We start from the raw sequence: 20,367 nt of genomic DNA on the forward strand, positions 1-20,367 counted from the left end.
TGAGATCTTAAATTCGAGAGGTTTTACGGTATTTAATTTCGTGTTAAAACTTGTTAACTATCTGTTTGTTAGTTGTTTTGACTCGAAATTAAATACAATAAAAGACGTTCTTTGAATACTTACACTAACAAAATAAATATCTTAAAACCACACACACAAAAAACAATTTAAATCATGAAATTAACTAAACTCAACGTTTTATTAACATTCTTGTTTCTTGGGTTTTTGCTCCAAGCTCAAACACCAGAAGGAGAATTGAAGAGATGGCATAAAGTCTCTCTGACCTTTAACGGTCCTAACACCTCAGAGACCGCAAACCCAAATCCTTTTTCGGATTATCTATTAGAAGTGACCTTTACACATCAAGGAAGTAATACGAGTTATACAGTGCCAGGATATTTTGCGGCCTGTGGAAATGCTGAAAATAATAGTTGTGACTCTGGAAATAAGTGGCGAGTGCATTTTGCTCCTGATCGAACGGGTACGTGGAACTGGTCAGCTTCTTTTAAATCAGGTTCCGATGTAGCAATCAATGGAGGCGGATCAAACGCTGGATTTATGAATGGGGATACAGGATCATTTAATATTTCTGAATCCGATAAATCTGGTAGAGATTATAGAAGTAAGGATCTAGGAAGACTTAAGTATATTGGAGAACATTACTTAAAACATGTAGGATCAAACCCAAGTAATCCTAATGGTCCTTGGTTTATAAAAGCTGGAGCGGATTCTCCAGAAAATGCTTTTAACTATGTAGATTTTGACGCTACTCCAAGTTATAATAATAACCTAAATAAAATAGGGAATAAAACTTGGCAACCTCACCAAATAGATTATGTTGCAAATGATGCTAGCTCTTATACTTGGGATAGTGGCAAGGGAACTGAAATTTTAGGTATGATCAACTACCTATCTGGTCAAGGAGCTAATGTTGTTTCTTTTCTAACTTGGAACACTTCTGGAGATGGTGGAGCAGTTTTTCCTCATGTCTTAAAAGTTTCTGAACAAGAGTATGGAAATACTGCTAGAGGCCAGCAATGGGATAAAGTTCATCACGATAGATTTGATGTGTCTAAAATGGCCCAATGGGAAAAAGTAATGGAGTATGCCGATAAAAAGGGAGTATACTTGCACTTTAAGACCATGGAGACAGAAAATGATAATAAAATGGATGGTGATAATTTTGGGAGAGAAAGAAAACTATACTATCGAGAATTAATTGCAAGATTTAGTCACCATTTAGCATTAAACTGGAATCTAACCGAAGAAACTACGTTAAAAGATCAGGTGGCGAAATCAACTGCAACCTATATCAAAAATGTAGATCCGTATGATCATAACATAGTAATACATACATATCCTAATCAACAAGACCAACGATATAACCCATTATTAGGTAATAACTCTGACTTAACGGGAGCTTCTATTCAAACCGGAAAGGATAATGTCCATAACGATGTTCGAAGATGGTTAGAAAAATCTAGAAATTCAGGAAAGAAATGGGTAGTTGCTAATGATGAGCAAGGTCCTGCTTCTACAGGAGTTAGAATTTCTGACAAAGAAGTAAGACATAAAATCTTATGGGCTACACTGATGGCAGGTGGAACAGGAGTTGAATATTACAGTGGATATACAAATGATGATGGTGATATAAATGGGAATGATCATAGAAAGAGAGGTAATAAATATAAAGAAGGAGGTTATGCACTTAACTTCTTTAATAGTTATTTACAATCAGATATGGTAAATATGATAAGTTCTGATGCTGTAACTTCAGATAATAACGATTATGTTTTAGCAAAATCAGGTAGTGTTTATGCTGCTTACCGACCTAATGGTGGTTCTACAGGATTAAGTTTGCCTGGAGGAAATAATAAATATGATGTACAATGGTATAATCCACGTTCTGGAGGTAATTTATCTTCAAAACAAACTTTAGGAAGTAATTTGGTTGCTCCTGATAATAACGATTGGGTAGCACTTATTACAAGTAAAGATGGAGATAATGGAGGTGGAAATTGTGGAACTATTTCAATGCAAGCGATTTCTGATTTCCCAACAATTGCGGTTGCAGGTTTTTCTCCAGCGTATAAGGATAATACTAGAAATGCACTTGCAATTGACGCTTCTCAATATAAAGATGAGTTTGCTGCAGCAGAAGCTACTTTTAATGGAGATACAGGGACCTATGATATTAGATTAGCAACACTTACAGAAACTGATGGAGAATCTACATATCGTGTTTCTATAGATGGTAAGGAAATAGGAGAATTTACAAACCCAACATCTAGCACTGATTATGCTCCGTCGGGTACCACTTTTACAGGTATAGAAGTAAAAAATGGAGATAAAATAAGAGTAGTATTTAATTCACATACCAACGGTACTATACCAGAAGGTAATGGGACTGCTTACTCAAGAGGAAGATGGACCGCGTTAGACTTCATTTGTACCGACGATGGCGGTGGCGATGGCGGCGGCGATGGAGATGGAGATTGTGTTGCATTAGAACAAAACGGAGTTGTAGCTGTAGAAGCAGAACACTTTTTAGATCAGTCTAAAGTAAACGATAGAAAGTGGTATACACAAGATGGTAGTACAGCGACACCTACTCCTGATCCAGATACCGCGCACGCTAGTGGAGCTAGTAGCGGAGGTTATTTAGAAATCTTACCTGATACTAGAGTGACTCATAGTGATCCATTAGTAAACGGAGTAAGTTTTTCAAACACTCCAGGACAAGTAGCTATTATTAATTATAAAGTAAAGTTTACAAACGCAGGACGTTATTATGTTTGGGTTAGAGCACATTCTACGGGAACTGAAGATAACGGAATCCACGTAGGGTTAAATGGAAATTGGCCAGATTCTGGAGCAAGAATGCAATGGTGTGCAGGAAAGAATCAATGGACTTGGGAAAGTAAACAACGCACAAACGCTAACCATTGTGGAGAAGCACAAAAAATATATTTAGATATTCCTTCTGCCGGAGTCCATACAATTTCTTTTTCAATGAGAGAAGATGGATTTGAGATGGATAAGTTTGTTTTATCTAAAACCTACACTAAGCCTTCTGGAAATGGTCCTGATGAGGTTCTAGTGGATTGTGGTAATGAAAATAAGCCTCCACAAGTAGCGATTAGTTCTCCTGCAAACGGAGCTACATTTAGTATTGGACAAACTATTCCTTTAGTAGCTAGTGCTTCTGATACGGATGGTACGGTTGCTAAAGTTGAATTTTTCATAAACAATGCATTGACTGCTACCGAGCAATCTGCTCCTTACGAAACGTCAACTACAATTACGAATCCAGGGAATTATACAATAACAGCGAAAGCTACTGATAATGATGGAGCAATTACAACCTCTCAATCGGTGGATATTATTGTTGAAGATGATTCAGTTCCTCCAACGGATGCAATAGATATTCCTGGAACTTTTGAGGCGGAAGATTTTGAACTGAAATCAGGTAGTGTTAGAATAGAGGATACTCCTGGAACAGTATCAGATCAAAACTTAGGTTTTATCCAAAATGGTGATTTTGTTAACTACACTGTTAACGTTGATACTAGTAGCGAATATACTTTTGATATTTATGCTTCAAGCAAAGGAATTGGTGGTAAAGTAGATATTGTAGAATCTGGAACTGTTGTTGGTTCTATTGATATTCCAGTTACCGGAGAGTGGCATAGTTATAAAAAATATAGTACTACCATTTCTTTATCTTCTGGAGAGAAAACATTGAGATTGTCATTTAATGGAGGATCAGGTTATTTATATAATATAGATAAAGTAGTAACTACAAAGATTGAACCTGTAGAACAAACAGTTACTTTATCCCCTATACACGATGCATTTTTACAAGGATCTACTCGAAATAATTCTGATATGGTCCGTGTAGAGTTAAATAACCGAACTGGATACTTAATGTTTGACCTTTCTTCTATTAATGGAACGATTACAAAGGCGGATCTTAAGTTTACTGTGTTTTCCGATGCTGGAAATGGAAATATAAGTATTAATAAAGGAAATAGTGATAATTGGACAGAGACTAATTTATCTAATTCCAATAAGCCAGGAAAAGGAGTTCAGTTGGGTACATTAAATGCTAATTTCCCGGTTGGTAGTACGAAAACAATACCACTGAAGACAGCTCAGATTTCAGGTAATAAACTTTCATTAATCATAGATGCGCTTTCAGGGAATGATTTTGCATTTGCATCTAAAGAAAATGGATCCGTTACACAAGCTCAATTAGTAATTACTTATGATACCAATAGAGTAGATAATATTGATGAGTCTAACGATATTACCTTTTATCCTAATCCTGTAATTGATGTAATTAATTTCTCTGGTGCTACAGCTGGTAAGACAATTAAAATTTACAATACAGTAGGAGTTCTTGTAAAAGAAGTAGCACTTTCAGAAGGTCAAAACACTGTTGATATGAGTGCTTTATCTTCAGGATATTATATCGTTAATATTTTAGAAGCTGGCAAAACGAATAAAGTCCTTTCTGCGAAGAAAGTACTAAAACGTTAAAAACCCCTTTAATCCTTATAAAATCAAAGAATTTATTTTAAAGGGTATATAATAAATAATCAGTTTTTATGTGATTGTTTATGATCTGTACTAAAGAGATAATAGCATAATTCGAGATGATGAAAAATCATGATCAGGGTTATGTTATTGTTTCTTTTTATGGATTGCAAAACTCTTAAAGTTTATTTGATAAAACAAACCTGTTTTAATCATGAAAAAAAATACAAATTTATTATTAGTCTTATTGCTGTATTTCGTAACAGTAAATGTTTTTGCCCAACCAGCAGCACCTAACGGAAAAAAGTGGGAAAAGATAGAAGTGATGTCCGATGAGTTTAATGGTTCTTCATTAAATACTAATAAATGGGCAATAAATAGTCCTCAATGGGAAGGTAGAAAACCGGCCAGATTTGAAACATCATCAGTTTCTGTTGGGAACGGAGACCTTAAAATTTCTGCTTCTAAAAAGACAAACCCATTTAATGGTTGGACTCATAACGGAGGTCTCGTTAGATCCTTAACAAAAAATACATACGGATATTACGAAACGCGAATGAAAGGAAATAAAACCTTTATGTCATCAACGTTTTGGCTTATTAATCAACGAAATGAAGGTAGTGGATGTAATCTTCGTGTTACAGAGTTAGATATTACGGAGACGGTAGGTGTTAACTCTAATGGAGCTAATTGGGTGAATAATATGATCACTAATATGAATTCCAATACGCATAGTAGAAATACAAATTGTAATAATACGCCTGTTGGGCAACAAGGAAACAAAGCTCCACTAGTAGAAGCTTCTTGGAAAAATTATCATACTTATGGAGTTTGGTGGAAAAGTAAAAGTGAAATTTTATTTTATCTAGATGGTCAGTTTGTTGGGCAAATTAAGCCACCAGCAGATTTTAATCTTCCTATGTACTTGCGTATGGTAGTGGAGACCTACGATTGGAATCCACCAAAAAATGGTCAGGATGGAATAAATGATTCTTTGGAAAATCGAACTACATATTATGATTGGGTACGCTCTTATAGATTGGTGGATGATACAAATCCTAATATTCCTCCAACAGTTAATATTACGGCACCTACAAATGGAGCAGATTATCAGGTTGGTCAAGCGATACCTTTAAAAGCGAATGCATCCGATAGTGATGGATCTATCTCTAAAGTGGAGTTTTTTGTAAATAATAACTTAATAGCGACAGAGCAAGTTGCTCCATATGAAACAACTACGGTTATTAATTCGGCAGGAAGTTACACTATCACAGCCAAGACCACTGATAATGATGGAGCTGTTAAGACATCGCAACTTGTTAATATTGTTGTTAAGGATGACTCGGTTCCACCAATTGATGCTATTAAAATACCAGGATCATTCCAAGCAGAAGATTTTGAATCAAAATCAGGTAGCGTTCGTATAGAAAACACTCCTGGAACAAATACCGATAAAAATTTAGGGTATATTAAGAATGGAGATTTTACGGATTACAATGTAATCGTAGATGCTGCGAGTGAATATACACTCGATATATATGCCTCAAGTCAGGGAGTCGGAGGAAAAGTAGATATTTTAGAATCTGGATCTGTTGTAGGCTCCATAGACATTCCAGTTACTGGACAATGGCATAATTATAAGAAATACTCTACCACTATTTCCTTAACTTCAGGAGAAAAAACATTGAGATTATCTTTTAAAGGAGGTTCTGGATATTTATATAATATTGACAAAGTTGTTGCTACAAAGATTCAGCAAGTAGAACAAACTGTTACATTATCGCCAATTCACGATGCATATCTACAGGGGTCAACAAGATATAATTCTGATATGGTTCGTATTGAAAATAACCGTCGTTCGGGATATTTGATGTTTGATCTTTCATCAATTAATGGAACGATTACAACAGCGGATCTTAAGTTCACTGTATATTCGGATGCTGGAAATGGTAATATTACTGTTAGTAAAGGAAATAATAATAATTGGACAGAAACTAACCTATCCAATAGTAATAAACCAGGAAAAGGAACACAATTAGGAACGTTAAATACAAACCTTCCTATTGGTAGTACTAAAACAATTCCTTTAAAAACAGCACAAATTTCTGGTAATAAGATATCATTAATTATCGATGCACTTTCGGGAAATGATTTTGCATTCGCTTCAAAAGAGAACACCTTAACAACAAAACCACAATTAGTGGTTACATATACTACGAATCGTAGTAATGATGATAACTTAAATATTGTGAAATTATATCCTAATCCAGTAGTAAATTCAATTAACTTTTCTTCTAATATGGAAGGTCAAATAGTTAAAGTATTCAACGTTAATGGAGTATTGATGAAGGAAACTGTTTTAGAAGCTGGTCAGAATTCTATCGATGTAACCAACTTGTCATCTGGTTATTATATAATCAATGTTTTGGAAGCTGGTAAATCAAATAAATTAATTGTTTCTAAGAAAATAATTAAGCAGTAAAGCGAAATAAAATTATAAAAGAAAATACTAGTTAACTACTAGTATTATTTACACAAACTCTGTATAGAGAAACTGTCCCTTAAAAAAGGATAGTTTCTCTTCTTAATTTTAGAATAACATGAAAAATGTCTTTGTAAGAATTTTTTTCAAACAATATGAAAATATCTTATCACTCTCTTAACAATTGAAAAAAACAGCAATATATAACCCAAGAAAAGAGTTATGAAAACTTTTAACCTCACATAAATTAAAATAATACACAAATCATTTAGACATGAAAAAAAACTTACGAAACTTATTGTTAATCTTTTTAGGATTACTTGGAACACAGATCGTCGCACAACACAATTATGGAGAAGCTTTACAGAAATCAATATTGTTTTATGAATCACAACAATCAGGAGTTCTTCCAGATTGGAATAGAATTAGCTGGCGTAGTGATGCCGGCGTAAATGATGGACAAGATGTAGGATTGGACCTAACAGGTGGATGGTTTGATGCTGGAGATCATATTAAGTTTGGTTTTCCTATGGCATTTTCTGTAACTGCATTAAATTGGGGTTTTCTAGAGTATAAAGATGGTTATGACGCTGTAAACCAAACGGAACATTACAAGAGAAACATAAAATGGGTAACAGACTATTTTATAAAATGTCATCCATCTAAATTTGAATTTTATGCTCAAGTTTCTAAAAAAGGACAAGATCATAACTTTTGGATGCCTGCAGAGATGATAGACGTACATCCGCAATATGGTCAAAGAGAATCCTATAAATTAGACGTAGATCATCCAGGAACAGAAGTAGTTTGTGAAACAGCTGCAGCTTTAGCTTCTGCCAGTATTATTTTTAAAGACAGTGACCCTACATATAGTGCTACTTTATTACAACATGCTAAAGATCTATATGAATTTGGAGAAACATATAAAGGAAAATATACTGAAGAAGGTGGAATTCCAGCTGTTGGTACATATTCTTCTGGAGGGTATGAAGATGAATTAAGTTGGGGAGCTTTATGGTTGTACAAAGCAACAGGAGATAATACATATCTTCAAAAAGCTGAAGCCGCTTATGGAGAACCAGATTACCTATGGAGTTTTGTATGGGATGATAAGCGATATGGAAATATGGTTTTATTAGCGCAACTTACAGGAAAGCAACAATATATTGATAATACAGAAAGACATTTACAGTTTTGGATAGATAATGGGAATGGAATAACATACTCTCCTGGAGGTCAAGCGCATCTTACACAATGGGGATCTTTACGTCATTCTATGAATGCAGCATTAACAGCTTTAATATTTAGTGATACTGTAGATACTCCAAATAAGCAGGAATATCATGATTTTGCCGTTGATCAAGTTAATTATGCTTTAGGAGATAATCCTAATAATCGTAGTTTAGTTACTGGTTATGGAGTAAACCCTCCTACAAAACCACACCATAGGGGACAACATTCTAGTTGGATAAGAAGCGAAAGTATTCCAGAAGAATCAAGACATACGCTTTGGGGAGCATTAATGGGAGGACCAGGAAGTCCTGATGATGTTTTTGTAGAGAATAGATCAGATTTTCAAGCTAATGAAGTTGCTTGTGACTATAATGCTTGTTATCAGGGAGTTTTAGCTAGAATGGTAATGGAATTTGGAGGTACCGCGTTGGATAATTTTCCGCAAGAAGAGCCAGCAGATGTTGAATTTCTAAATGAAACAAAAATCAATAGTGAGTCAGGAAGATTTACAGAATTAGCAATATGGCTAAATAATAGGTCAGCTTGGCCTGCTAGAATTCCGGGAAGTTTAACAGCACGTTATTTTATTGATATTTCAGAAGGAATTAATGCCGGATATACGCCAAGTGATTATGAAATTACTAGTAGAGGAAATGGTCAAGCTACAGGAGGTTTACAAGCGTGGAATGCAGATGACAATATATATTTTGTTGAGGTTGCTATTGATAATGAAAACATGCCTTTTCCAGGTGGACAGGGAGAACATCGAAAAGAAATTCAAGTAAGAGTTTCAGTGCCTAATGACGCTTCTGATAGTGCCTGGGATCCTACTAATGATTATTCTTATGAAAATTTAAGTAATACACTTATCGAATCAGAAAAAGTTCCTATTTATGCTGATGGGATATTAGTTTGGGGTACGGAGCCTTCAAGGTCATTATCTGTAACTGATTTTGATGTGTTAGGACTACAGTTATTTCCTAATCCTGCAAAAAATGTAATCTACATTTCTGGAGATTTAACAAAGATTCAAAATTCGACTGTTGTGATTTCTGGAATAACCGGAAATATCATAAAATCTATTACAGTATCTGACGTTGCTACAGATAGGATTTCGATACCAACTTGGAATTTGTCATCTGGGATGTACTTTGTTAGTTTAACTTCTAATACTGGTGCTAAAGCGACTACCAAGTTTATGAAGAATTAATATAATCGTTTTATATCTATAAAAGAGGGTGCTTATTTGTAAGCACCTTTTTTTAATAAAGTTGTTTTAAAACAAGAAGTAATTCTGTTACTAATCTCCCTATATTTGTAGGTTCAATATGTACAGATGCTTTATCAATACACAAAAGAGTTTAGTTATAATCTGAAGTTGGCAGCCCCAGTAATGTTGGGTATGTTGGGACATACTTTTGTGGGATTAATTGATAACATTATGGTGGGGCAATTAGGTACTGCGGAATTAGCTGCAGTATCTCTAGGAAATAGTTTTATGTTCATTGCGATGTCTCTAGGTATTGGTTTTTCTACTGCAATAACACCTCTGGTAGCAGAAGCAGATGGAGAAGATAATTTTAGCAAAGGTAAATCAGCATTTAAGCACGGATTATTTTTGTGTACGACCTTAGGTGTAATTTTATTTTTAGGGATATTATTAGCGAAACCACTTATGTACTTTATGAGACAACCAACAGAAGTGGTTGAGTTGGCGATACCATATTTGGACTTAGTTGCAGTTTCATTAATTCCTTTAATTATTTTTCAGGCTTTTAAACAATTCTCTGATGGATTGTCAATTACCAAATATCCAATGTATGCAACATTAATTGCGAATATTGTTAACGTGGTATTGAATTATTTGCTGATTTTTGGGAAGTTTGGTTTTCCTCAGATGGGAATAGTAGGAGCAGCAGTAGGAACATTAGTTTCTAGATTTGTTATGGTAATCTTTTTATGGTTTTTTCTGAAATATAAAGAGAGATCGAAAGCGTATGTATCTAATATTAAATTCTTTTCTCTTCAAAAAAACATGTTAAAAAAAATAGTGACATTAGGTTTTCCTTCTGCATTACAGATGTTTTTTGAAGTTGCTATTTTTACGTCTGCTATTTGGATTTCAGGTATTTTAGGCAAAAATCCGCAAGCGGCTAATCAGATAGCTTTGAATTTGTCGGCGATGACTTTTATGGTAGCTATGGGATTGAGTGTCGCTGCGATGGTTAGAGTAGGGAATCAAAAAGGATTGAAAAAGTATAAAGAGCTAAGAAGAATTGCTTTTTCAATATTCTTATTAACGTTTTTTATTGAAATTGTATTTGCATTATGTTTTGTTATTTTTAATAATATTCTTCCTGAGATCTATTTAGATGTAAACGACACAGAAAATTTAGCGGATAATACAGAAGTAATTGGAATCGCTGCGAAACTTTTGATCATTGCTGCATTGTTTCAGATATCTGATGGAATACAAGTAGTAGTTCTTGGAGCATTGCGAGGACTACAGGATGTAAAAATACCTACTGCGATTACATTTTTTGCATATTGGATTGTTGGTTTTCCTGTTAGTTATTACCTAGGTTTATATACCGAATATAAAAGTTCAGGTATTTGGATAGGATTATTGGCAGGGTTAACAACATCGGCAATATTACTATATTTTAGATTCAATTATTTAAGTAAAGATCTAATGTTAAAAAAGGGCAACGCGTAATCTTTTTTGACTTTTACAATATAGATAGTTTTAGATCGTTTCTTTTTTTGGACTAGTTTTTGTTACTTGTCAAAGTATATTTCGTATTAAGAAATATTTAACTATATTTCGAATATATCTAAACCTGAAAAGAAAAGAGATGAATAGCCCAAAATCTAACCTTCACCTTCTACTTATTGCGATTTTTAGTATTGGTTTTAGTAACCTTATTATAGCGCAAAATTTAATTCCCAATCCAAGTTTTGAAGAAACAAATGCAGCTGTTAAAAAATTAAAGCATGAGATGCGAAACTTTGGTGTCATTTCACATTGGAAATCTTTAACAAATACACCGGATGCACATCATCCAGTTGTAAGCGAAGTAAAGTTTGACCATAAAGCACCTGGATTTCTAAAACAATTTGGTCCTCAGGCTCCTAGAACAGGTGAGTCTAAAGTAGGATTATATGTCACTGGTAACAATACGAAAGAGTCCATTGTTACGAAATTGGTTAGCCCTTTAAAAGCGGGAAAGTATTATTATTTTCATATGTATGTGTCACTTGGAGAAGGAAGAGTTAGTAATTCGTGTACTTCATCAATAGGTTCTTATTTTACAGCTAGGGTTCCTAGGATTACAGAAACATCAACTTATAAATTACACATTGAATCTTCAGAGATGATTTGTGATACTAAAGAATGGACGAAAGTTTGCGGAGTTTATAAAGCTAAGGGGACTGAAAAATATATCTCTTTAGGGTATTTTTCGGATACACCTAATGGTAAATCATTAAAAGGCGGACCATTTAACGATGCATATTATTATATAGATGATGTAGAGCTTAGAGAAATGCAAGATGTGCAAGGTGTAGCAGTGGATAATATCTGTGATATGGCACTTGACTTTTCTGATATAGAATACCTAATCGGAGAAAGTGAAGTTTATGAAGAGATTAAAACAGCACTTGATTCTTATCTTCAATATCTTAAAGTCTTTAAATTTGAGAGTATTAAAATAGTTGGTCATGCGAATGATTCAGAAATTGAATTTGAAAATGAGATTCTTTCATCTGCTAGAGCTGGATTTGTTAAAGATTACTTGATAGAAAATGGAATTGACGAAACCCTGATTGAATATGTGGGTGTGAGTAATACAGAACCTAAAGAAGGAGAAGGTATAGATAATACAGAATTGGGTTCTAATGCTAGAGTTCAAATTATTATAGAATAAAGTCTAAAAAAGATATAACAAACAAGAAGAGGTAAGTTTTAAAATAAATTTACCTCTTCTTGTTTTTGTTACTTTGGGATTAAACTTCGTAGCTTTGCTTAACATAATATTTTATATATGAGTTTTCCAAAATTCTTATTAGGTGATAATACAGATTATCCAAATGCCATTTTTGTAGTGCATACAGAATTTCCTCGGTTTATTATTAATTTAGAGAATGATGAGGTGGAGTGGTTAGAAGAATTTGATAAAAGTGATGAAAAAGAATTAGAAAGTGAGGCTGAGAATTTATTTCAGGCTGCGAATGATTTTTATGATCGAGAGATTGAACGTTATGAAGATTAATTAATGTTTTAATTAAAAAAGAGATATAAATTACTTGTCATTATGGAAGAGCTTATACAATTAGATAAAGATCTGTTTGTGTTTCTTAACAATTTAGGAACTCCTTTCTGGGATGGTTTTTGGTTGTTTATGACAGAAAAATTATACCAAATTCCATTGTATGTACTTCTATTATACTTTTTTTACAAGCACTATGGAATTAAAGGTACGATTATAACACTTGTTATAGTAGCTGCTTTAATAACAGCATCTGATCAGTTATCTAATTTATTTAAAAATGTTTTGTTTATGAGGCCAAGACCTTGTCGGGCAGAAGGGGTAGAGGAATTTACCAGATTTATAGCAGAGCGATGTGGTCGTCATGGGTATTTTTCTGCTCATGCTGCAAGTTCTATGGCATTAGCCTTTTTCACCGGATTGGCTTTGCAAAAAAAGTTGAAATATATCTTTCCTTTTATGGTGGTTTGGGCTACTGTGGTAAGTTATAGTAGAATTTATGTAGGTGTTCATTATCCAGGAGATATTATAACAGGTATGGCTATCGGAATTCTTTTAGGTGTTGGGGCCTATAAATTACTTATGTTTCTGGTTAAAAAATATGCTACGTAGATTTATAGTTAAATAATGTTAGTGCTTCACTACTTTTATAACTTTTTTCTTTTCTAATATTAGATAATATATACCATTATTATAAGTCGACATATCTAATTCTTTGGTAGAACCTTGATCTAATATTTTTCCAGTATTATTTATCAGTTTCCATTTTTGAGTATTTTTTGTGATGTGTATTATGTCTGATGTTGGGTTCGGATATAATATTGTTGTTTCTGTAATGTCAACTTCTGGTATAGAAAGTTCTTGATTGCATTCTTCTGGAGTAGAAAATTGAAGTCCTGTATCAAAATCTTCGTTTAGATTTAATACAATATTTTCGAAAATTAGTTCTTCTCCCAAAATTGAAGTTATTCTTAGATTCATCGGAGATGGAATTCCGGAAGTTTCTATAAAAAAATTAAATAGTTCTCTATTGGTGTTTTTCCAAGTATTATCTGGTAATTGATATTCCATTTTAGAAATTGCGTGATTAATATTTCTAAATTGGATGGCCGTCCAGAATTCACTGGAACCTTCTTTAAAATTAATTTTGATAGTTTCATTAGTAAGTATTGTTTCACAGGGTACAAACTTCCAAGATATTGGGACTCTACCGTCTATAACATCAGCAATCATTTCAAAAGCTTCCATTGTCATATCGACATCACCAGAAGCACACTCAGGACAACGATCAACTACATTTAGAATAACACTTCCTTTTGCTCCAGTTACTTCAATACATGCTCCACAACCATTACTGCCATCATAATCAAAATTATTCAGTGCACAATGCATATAATCTCCAACTGCTACAGGCAAAGAACAATTACCAAATGTACCTCCTGCTACACCATCATAAAATGTACCTTCACCAGTATGTACCGTGTCATTGCACTCCTGAGCAGAAATTTTCATAATCATGATTACTGCCAAAAAATAGAAAATGTAACTGTGTGATTTCATTAAATTAGGTTTTAATTCTTTTTAAATTTCTTTCTTTCTTTCTTTTTTTCTTTTTACTAAAAAGCCTCTTTAAAAAATTATCTCTTTTTTCTGGTTTACATTCTAAATCTTCAAGGATACTATTAGAAGTTTTTTCAAAACTACTTTTGGTTATAGGATCGAAAACAGGGTTCTCGTTCATTTTTTGATAAAGTTTTCCGAAGATTGGTAATGCAGAATTAGCACCTTGTCCCTGTTTGGTGGTTTTAAATCCAATATTATAATTATCATTTCCTACCCAGGTTACCGTGACAAGTTTTGGTGTAATTCCTACAAACCAACCGTCTTTGTTGTCTTGAGTCGTACCCGTCTTTCCTGCTATTTCATTTTTTAACCCATACGTTTTTCGTAATCTGATTGCTGTACCATTATCTACCGTAGACTTCATCATTTCTAGCATTACCTGTCGCGTATAATCGCTATAGGCAGTTTCTCTTTTTTCTTGTTCAAAAGATGCAATTAGATTACCATTTCTATCTTGTATTTTTGTTATATAAAAAGGTTGAACACCTTTAGATTTATTAACATAACTAGCATAAGCACCTGCTAATTCTTTAATCTTGATTCCGGCTGTTCCTAATGTAATGGACGGTTGTTCTGGCAGCTCTTCATCGATTCCCATTTTTTTTATTTGATCAAGCACATTTGTAACTCCAACTTCGTCCATAACTTTTACAGCTATTGTATTTACCGAGTTACTTAAAGCAGTTTCTAGATTATAGTTTAAATAAGGATCTTGTTCTGTAGAAGAATTCTTAGGCGTCCAATCTTCTAAATTAGTATAAGTTACTTCTTTTAGTGGAAAGTAAGTACAAGGTTTCATTCCATTTTCAATGGCTGCTGTATATACAAAAGGTTTGAACGTGGAGCCTACTTGTCTTTTACTTTGTGATACGTGATCATATTTAAAATATCTATAATCAATACCTCCTAAGTATGCTCTAACTGAACCATCTTTAGGGTCAATAGCAATCATTCCCGCATTCAGAAATTTTAGATAATGCTGTACACTATCTCTTGTAGAGACCTTTTTAGTAATATTACCTTCCCATTCAAAAAGTTCCATTTCTTGTTTTACGGATAATGAATCCTTGATCTGGTTTTCACTAAGACCTTGTTCAATGTATTTCTTGTAAATAGGAAGTCGTTTAATTGTATTGTCCAGAAGTTTTGTGTTCCCTTTCCAAGGAGCCTTTAAACCATATTCTTTTTCATATACGTTTTGTAAGTTTCGCATATGATCTTTCATTACTTTTTCGGCTAATGATTGCATTTCGTAATCTAAGGTTGTATGTATTATCAACCCATCTTTATAGATGTCATATAAGGTACTATCTGTTTTTTTGTGCTTTTTTAAGATCTGAATAAGTTCTTTCTTTACTTCTTCTCTAAAATAAGGTGCCAATCCCAGATCATGATTAAAGTATTGATAATCCAATACGATATTCTTATTCATCACTTGGTCTGCTGCATTTTGAGTAATGTGTCCGTATTTTACCATTTGGCGTAAAACAACATCACGTCTTAATTGACTTCTTTCTGGGAAGAGTCTAGGATTATAGCTATGGTTAGCCTTTAAACTACCAATCAACGTAGTTGCTTCTGATAATGTAAGTTCTTTAGTTGATTTATTGAAAAATTTCTGCGAAGCACTCTCAATTCCATATGTGTTATCAGGAAAAGGCACAGTATTAAAATACTGGGTTAAAATATCCTCTTTAGAATATAAATCTTCAATTCGTTTAGCAACAATAGATTCTTTTAATTTATTTACTACAATGCTAAAAACCCCATAGTCTTTTCTTCCAAAAATATTTTTGACTAATTGTAATGTAATTGTACTTCCTCCTCCAGAGGATTTATCACTTAATAAAATAGTTTTAAAAAAGACTCTAAGTAAACTAACATTATCAACACCATTATGTTCGTAGAAACGAATATCTTCTGTGGCGACTAATGCATCTATTAAATGATTTGGGAGATCATCATAGGTTATGGGTTGTCTGTCATAGATATAATATTTTCCAATAAGACGTCCATCTTTGTCTAGAACTTGTGTTGCTTCTACTTGTTTTAATGAGCTCAATTCATCTTTGTTCGGAATGTTTCCCCAGAAACCAAAATAAATGCTTCCATAGAAAATAATGAAGATGAAAATAAATCCTCCTAATGAGATTAATGGATACTTAATCCATTTTTTTTTAAATAGTACTCGTATCATAGATCTGACAACTGTTAACGTTAAAAATATAATATTATTGAGAAGTACTACGCTTTACATTATTCGTAAAATTAATTTCAGGGAAACACTTACTTTTTTTGAAGGTTAATTATCTGGTTTTTAGATTTTTTTATTTTAAATTGTAGTAATAAATACTGCGTCATAAGCACCAGAAGAAAATTATTTGAAGTGTATATGCAAAATTGAGCTTCAAAATGGATTGTATTAAAAAATGTAACACAAAATAACATTCTTTGATTTACTATTTATTAGTGAAATAACCGACTAATCCTGCGCATTATGAAAAGAGTAATTGTTAACTACAAAAAGCTGAACAAAGACATTTTAAATCTTTTAGTAGGTAAATTTCCAGAAGGCTATTCAGACAGTGATATTATTTCTTTTAAGAATCATCAAAATGATACCATTGAAGCTGTAGAGGTAAAAACTAATGATACCATATATTTAGTCAAAATTAGTGAGCGTCTTGCGGGTGTTATGCAAGATTATGATGAGACTACTTCTAATATTAAGATTCCTGAAGGGGTAACAAAAGTGCAAGTAGGAGATGGAGTGAACTTTGACGTTTAATACTTATTATTACAGGCTCCAAGTAAACAGATAGTGCTGTTATTTCAATGTTTTATGTTGATTTAACAGAGATGTTGCTGCCGCAAAGGGAGTGATTTTATGTTGTTGTACAGCTTTAATTTGATCGGATAAAGATTTTTTGATTTCTGGATGATTGTAAAATGAGTTTTTTAACTCCTCTTCAATAGTTTGTAATAACCAAAATTTATTTTGTCGAATTCTATTTTGTTCGAAATATCCGTTTTTTGTAGAAATATCTAAATACCTTAAAATTAATTCCCAGATCTCATCAATGCCAGTATTTTTAAGAGCACTACAAGTCAATACTTCTGGAGACCAACTACTTTCGGCTAGCGGATAAAGATGCAAGGCTTTTTTAAATTGGTTTTTAGCTTCTCTAGCACGTTTTAGATTATCGCCATCTGCTTTATTAATAACAATTGCATCCGCCATTTCGATAATACCTCGTTTAATTCCTTGAAGTTCATCTCCCGCTCCGGCTAATTTTAATAGAAGGAAAAAATCTACCATACTGTGCACAGCAGTTTCGCTTTGCCCAACTCCAACAGTTTCAATGATTATTACATCATAGCCTGCAGCTTCACATAAAATAATTGACTCACGCGTTTTTTGGGCAACACCTCCTAAAGAACTTCCAGAAGGAGAAGGTCTAATGAAAGCACCAGTTGATCTCACAAGTGATTCCATTCTGGTTTTATCGCCTAAGATACTCCCGCCAGAAATAGTGCTACTAGGGTCTACCGCTAAAACGGCTACTCTTTTTCCTTTTTTTATAAGGAGATTTCCTAAAGCTTCGATAAATGTACTTTTTCCTACTCCAGGAACTCCTGTAACTCCTATTCTTATAGAGTTATTAGCATAAGGAAGACATTTTTCAATAAGTTGTTGGGTTTTTTGACTGTGCTTTTGTTGAGTACTCTCTACTAATGTAATTCCTTTACTTAAAGCTGCTGTATTTTGTGAAATAATTCCTTCAAATATATTGGGAATAGATACTTCCTTTTGCTGTAATTTCTTAAAACGATCAATAACATTCTTATTGGTGTTAGAGGGGATTTTAGAAGATTGATCTTTCATATAATTTTATTCAGAAACTACTTTAGAGCAAATTTATAAATTCATTTTAGTATACATTACTATTCTTGTACAGAATACAGGGTAAAATTATTGTTTAGAAGTTATAGGGATCGCAATAGCCGTTTGATCCCAAGCTAAGAACATAATAGTGAAATTATTAGCTTCCTGAAAGTAAATAGAAAATTGTTCTACAACATTTAATAAATGTTGCACAGGAACTTCTATAGTTAGTATATCATATTCAGGGTTTCTAGATGGAGTACCGTCTGTAAAATTAACTCCCCAATTATATTGACCTTTATTAAAAATAACCTTCCAAGAGTCTTTTCCGGGGATTGTCCATAACGTATAGGTTCCGGTTTTTAGTTCTGTCCCATCCACAAGAATTGATTTATCAGTTGTAAAAGTTGTGGCTTCATTGGCACCAGTTCTCCATACTTCATCAAAAGGAACTAATTCTCCAAAAATTTTCCTACCGTTTTTAATAGGTCTGTTATAAAAAACAGTAAAGTTTGTTTCTTTACTTGTATGTGTAACTGTCTGTTCTGGACTATGTGCTTTGGTCTTCGATTTAAGAATTGATATTCCTGCAAATCCTATAATAACAATTCCGATAATTATGATTAATAATCTTTTTAAGAGCTTAGACATTAGTTGTTTTTTTGTTTTTAAAGATAATCCATTTTACATGTGAAAATACAGATATTTATGTACTTTTGGGCTCTTACTAGTGACATATGGTCGAAAAATCCTTTAAAAAATTTACTTCAGATATTAAATTTACCGATGATACTTATGTTATTATTGGTTCAGGAATTGGCGGCTTAACCACTGCGGTTTTTTTAGCTAAAGCTGGGAAAAAAGTAGTAATCTTAGAGCAACATTATACTCCAGGTGGATTTACACACACTTTTAAAAGGCGAAAAGGATTGATTTGGGATGTAGGAGTTCATTACGTAGGGAATATGGAAGAAGATTCAGGATTACGTAGAATTTTTAATTATCTATCTGATAACAAGTTGGATTGGGATTCGATGGGAGATCCATACGATGTAGCGTATATAGGTGATCGTAAGTTTGAATTTGTTAGCGGAAAGGAAAACTTTAGACAGAAGTTTCATGAATACTTTCCTAATGATACTATTGCAATAGATAAATATTTAGAATTACTTCAGAAATCAATTAAGAAAAACCTTTTATATTTTGCTCAGAAAGCTTTTCCAACATTTCTAAGTGTAGTTTTAGGCCCTTTATTTAGAAGAATACAAAGTTCTATTTCTAAAAAAACTACGTACGAGGTTTTAAGTAGTATTACAGATAATCGGGAGCTTATTGCAGCATTATGTGCCCAATGTGGAAATTATGGGCTATCACCTAAAGAAAGTAGTTTTGCTTCCCATTGTATAGTGATTAATCATTTTATGGAAGGAGGGTATTATCCCAGAGGAGGAGCTAATCGTATCCACGAGACCATAATTGATAATTTAGAATCTTTAGGGGTTCAGGTATATATCAAAGCAAAAGTTGAAAAAATTCTTACTAAGGGAAGATCAGTTTGCGGAGTTATGATTGATGGACAAGAATATGCGTGTAAGAAAGTAATTAGTAATGCAGGAGCTCGTAATACTTTTTTACGTTTATTAAACAATTCTTTGAACAATAAAAAATATTTGAATTTTGAAAAGATTAATCCATCTACTTCTCATTTATGCTTGTATGTTGGGTTAAATAAAAGTGATAAGGATCTTAAATTACCAAAATATAATATTTGGTGGTATGACGATAAGGATACGGATAGTATCTTAAATGATAGAAATAATCTAGAAAAAGATACTTTGTCTTTTGCGTATATATCTTTTCCTTCTGCAAAAGATAGTTTATGGTCTTCTGAGCACCCTGATCAATCAACAATTCAATTAATTGGTAGGGCTTGGTATTCGGATTTCAGTAAATATGAAGATAAACCTTGGCTCAATAGAGGCGAGGAATACGATAAAATTAAAGAGAAATTTAAGCTTAAAGGATTAGCATTGCTTAAAGAGTTATATCCACAATTAGAGGGACAAATAATCCATGCAGAAGTTTCTACTCCTGTTTCTACGAGAAAATTTAGTAATTACAGTCAAGGAGAAATTTATGGGATTACTCATGGACCGGAACGATATCAAACTAGAGTTTTGAGACCTAGGACTCGTATTAAAGGTTTGTATTTAACTGGGCAGGATATTACATTAGTTGGAGTAGGTGGAGCTATGGGGAGTGGTGTTTTGACTGCAGCTACAATTATAAAATGGAATATGAGTAAGCAGTTTAAAGAAATTGCTGCTAAATATTAA

General features: G+C 33.2%; 13 protein-coding genes. 9 read left to right on the plus strand and 4 right to left on the minus strand.

All coding sequences use genetic code 11. The annotated features are described in order from the left end of the window. Positions 1-174: 174 nt before the first annotated feature. The 7 genes from NMK29_RS03475 (at position 175) to NMK29_RS03505 (ending at position 13,134) form a co-directional block, all read left to right on the plus strand. Positions 175-4,542, plus strand: a complete 4,368-nt coding sequence (locus NMK29_RS03475; RefSeq protein ID WP_108801596.1) for a carbohydrate-binding protein — start codon at positions 175-177, stop codon at positions 4,540-4,542. 211 nt (positions 4,543-4,753) lie between these two features. Further along, a complete protein-coding gene (locus NMK29_RS03480; protein WP_108801597.1) occupies positions 4,754-7,021 on the plus strand; it encodes a carbohydrate-binding protein in 2,268 nt (755 codons plus the stop codon). 274 nt (positions 7,022-7,295) lie between these two features. Then, positions 7,296-9,464 (plus strand): glycoside hydrolase family 9 protein, encoded by a 2,169-nt coding sequence (locus tag NMK29_RS03485; protein ID WP_159092063.1) that lies wholly within the window; start codon positions 7,296-7,298, stop codon positions 9,462-9,464. Positions 9,465-9,590: 126 nt separating this feature from the next. Next, positions 9,591-10,970 (plus strand): MATE family efflux transporter, encoded by a 1,380-nt coding sequence (locus tag NMK29_RS03490; RefSeq protein ID WP_108801598.1) that lies wholly within the window; start codon positions 9,591-9,593, stop codon positions 10,968-10,970. Positions 10,971-11,109: 139 nt separating this feature from the next. Beyond that, positions 11,110-12,180, plus strand: coding sequence for an OmpA family protein (locus NMK29_RS03495; RefSeq protein ID WP_108801599.1), 1,071 nt, complete (start codon positions 11,110-11,112; stop codon positions 12,178-12,180). A 117-nt stretch (positions 12,181-12,297) separates the two neighbouring features. Continuing rightward, the gene (locus tag NMK29_RS03500) at positions 12,298-12,525 is read left to right on the plus strand and encodes a hypothetical protein (protein WP_027395478.1); all 228 of its coding nucleotides are present in this window, start codon (positions 12,298-12,300) and stop codon (positions 12,523-12,525) included. Positions 12,526-12,567: 42 nt separating this feature from the next. Beyond that, on the plus strand, positions 12,568-13,134 hold the full coding sequence (locus NMK29_RS03505; RefSeq protein WP_108801600.1) for a phosphatase PAP2 family protein: 567 nt from the start codon (positions 12,568-12,570) through the stop codon (positions 13,132-13,134). Between the two features lie 18 nt (positions 13,135-13,152). Here NMK29_RS03505 and NMK29_RS03510 read toward each other — a convergent pair whose 3' ends face one another. Both NMK29_RS03510 and NMK29_RS03515 read right to left on the minus strand, forming a co-directional pair. Further along, positions 13,153-14,082 (minus strand): expansin EXLX1 family cellulose-binding protein, encoded by a 930-nt coding sequence (locus tag NMK29_RS03510; protein ID WP_108801601.1) that lies wholly within the window; start codon positions 14,080-14,082, stop codon positions 13,153-13,155. Between the two features lie 4 nt (positions 14,083-14,086). Beyond that, positions 14,087-16,342: a transglycosylase domain-containing protein gene (locus tag NMK29_RS03515; protein ID WP_108801602.1), complete on the minus strand. Its 2,256-nt coding sequence runs from the start codon at positions 16,340-16,342 to the stop codon at positions 14,087-14,089. Positions 16,343-16,642: 300 nt separating this feature from the next. Between NMK29_RS03515 and NMK29_RS03520 the strand changes: the two genes are divergently transcribed. Continuing rightward, positions 16,643-16,933 (plus strand): hypothetical protein, encoded by a 291-nt coding sequence (locus NMK29_RS03520; RefSeq protein ID WP_108801603.1) that lies wholly within the window; start codon positions 16,643-16,645, stop codon positions 16,931-16,933. A 39-nt stretch (positions 16,934-16,972) separates the two neighbouring features. Here the strand turns inward: NMK29_RS03520 and meaB are convergent, their stop codons facing one another. Both meaB and NMK29_RS03530 read right to left on the minus strand, forming a co-directional pair. After that, complete coding sequence (gene meaB, locus NMK29_RS03525) at positions 16,973-18,031, minus strand: methylmalonyl Co-A mutase-associated GTPase MeaB (RefSeq protein ID WP_108801604.1); 1,059 nt, start codon at positions 18,029-18,031, stop codon at positions 16,973-16,975. A gap of 87 nt (positions 18,032-18,118) precedes the next feature. After that, positions 18,119-18,682 carry a DUF2911 domain-containing protein gene (locus tag NMK29_RS03530; RefSeq protein ID WP_108801605.1) on the minus strand — a complete coding sequence of 188 codons (564 nt, stop codon included), beginning with the start codon at positions 18,680-18,682 and terminating at the stop codon, positions 18,119-18,121. 86 nt (positions 18,683-18,768) lie between these two features. Here NMK29_RS03530 and NMK29_RS03535 point away from each other — a divergent pair, with 86 nt between their 5' ends. Continuing rightward, the gene (locus tag NMK29_RS03535) at positions 18,769-20,367 is read left to right on the plus strand and encodes an NAD(P)/FAD-dependent oxidoreductase (protein WP_108801606.1); all 1,599 of its coding nucleotides are present in this window, start codon (positions 18,769-18,771) and stop codon (positions 20,365-20,367) included.

Origin of the sequence: Aquimarina sp. Aq107 (assembly GCF_943733665.1) — a bacterium.
GTDB lineage: Bacteria > Bacteroidota > Bacteroidia > Flavobacteriales > Flavobacteriaceae > Aquimarina.

What these genes read in the sequence shown, in the direction of transcription:
- NMK29_RS03475 (WP_108801596.1), top strand. Translation starts at nt 175, where the DNA reads ATGAAATTAACTAAACTCAACGTTTTATTAACATTCTTGTTTCTTGGG.
- NMK29_RS03480 (WP_108801597.1), top strand. Translation starts at nt 4,754, where the DNA reads ATGAAAAAAAATACAAATTTATTATTAGTCTTATTGCTGTATTTCGTA.
- NMK29_RS03485 (WP_159092063.1), top strand. Translation starts at nt 7,296, where the DNA reads ATGAAAAAAAACTTACGAAACTTATTGTTAATCTTTTTAGGATTACTT.
- NMK29_RS03490 (WP_108801598.1), top strand. Translation starts at nt 9,591, where the DNA reads ATGCTTTATCAATACACAAAAGAGTTTAGTTATAATCTGAAGTTGGCA.
- NMK29_RS03495 (WP_108801599.1), top strand. Translation starts at nt 11,110, where the DNA reads ATGAATAGCCCAAAATCTAACCTTCACCTTCTACTTATTGCGATTTTT.
- NMK29_RS03500 (WP_027395478.1), top strand. Translation starts at nt 12,298, where the DNA reads ATGAGTTTTCCAAAATTCTTATTAGGTGATAATACAGATTATCCAAAT.
- NMK29_RS03505 (WP_108801600.1), top strand. Translation starts at nt 12,568, where the DNA reads ATGGAAGAGCTTATACAATTAGATAAAGATCTGTTTGTGTTTCTTAAC.
- NMK29_RS03510 (WP_108801601.1), bottom strand. Translation starts at nt 14,082, where the DNA reads ATGAAATCACACAGTTACATTTTCTATTTTTTGGCAGTAATCATGATT.
- NMK29_RS03515 (WP_108801602.1), bottom strand. Translation starts at nt 16,342, where the DNA reads ATGATACGAGTACTATTTAAAAAAAAATGGATTAAGTATCCATTAATC.
- NMK29_RS03520 (WP_108801603.1), top strand. Translation starts at nt 16,643, where the DNA reads ATGAAAAGAGTAATTGTTAACTACAAAAAGCTGAACAAAGACATTTTA.
- meaB (WP_108801604.1), bottom strand. Translation starts at nt 18,031, where the DNA reads ATGAAAGATCAATCTTCTAAAATCCCCTCTAACACCAATAAGAATGTT.
- NMK29_RS03530 (WP_108801605.1), bottom strand. Translation starts at nt 18,682, where the DNA reads ATGTCTAAGCTCTTAAAAAGATTATTAATCATAATTATCGGAATTGTT.
- NMK29_RS03535 (WP_108801606.1), top strand. Translation starts at nt 18,769, where the DNA reads ATGGTCGAAAAATCCTTTAAAAAATTTACTTCAGATATTAAATTTACC.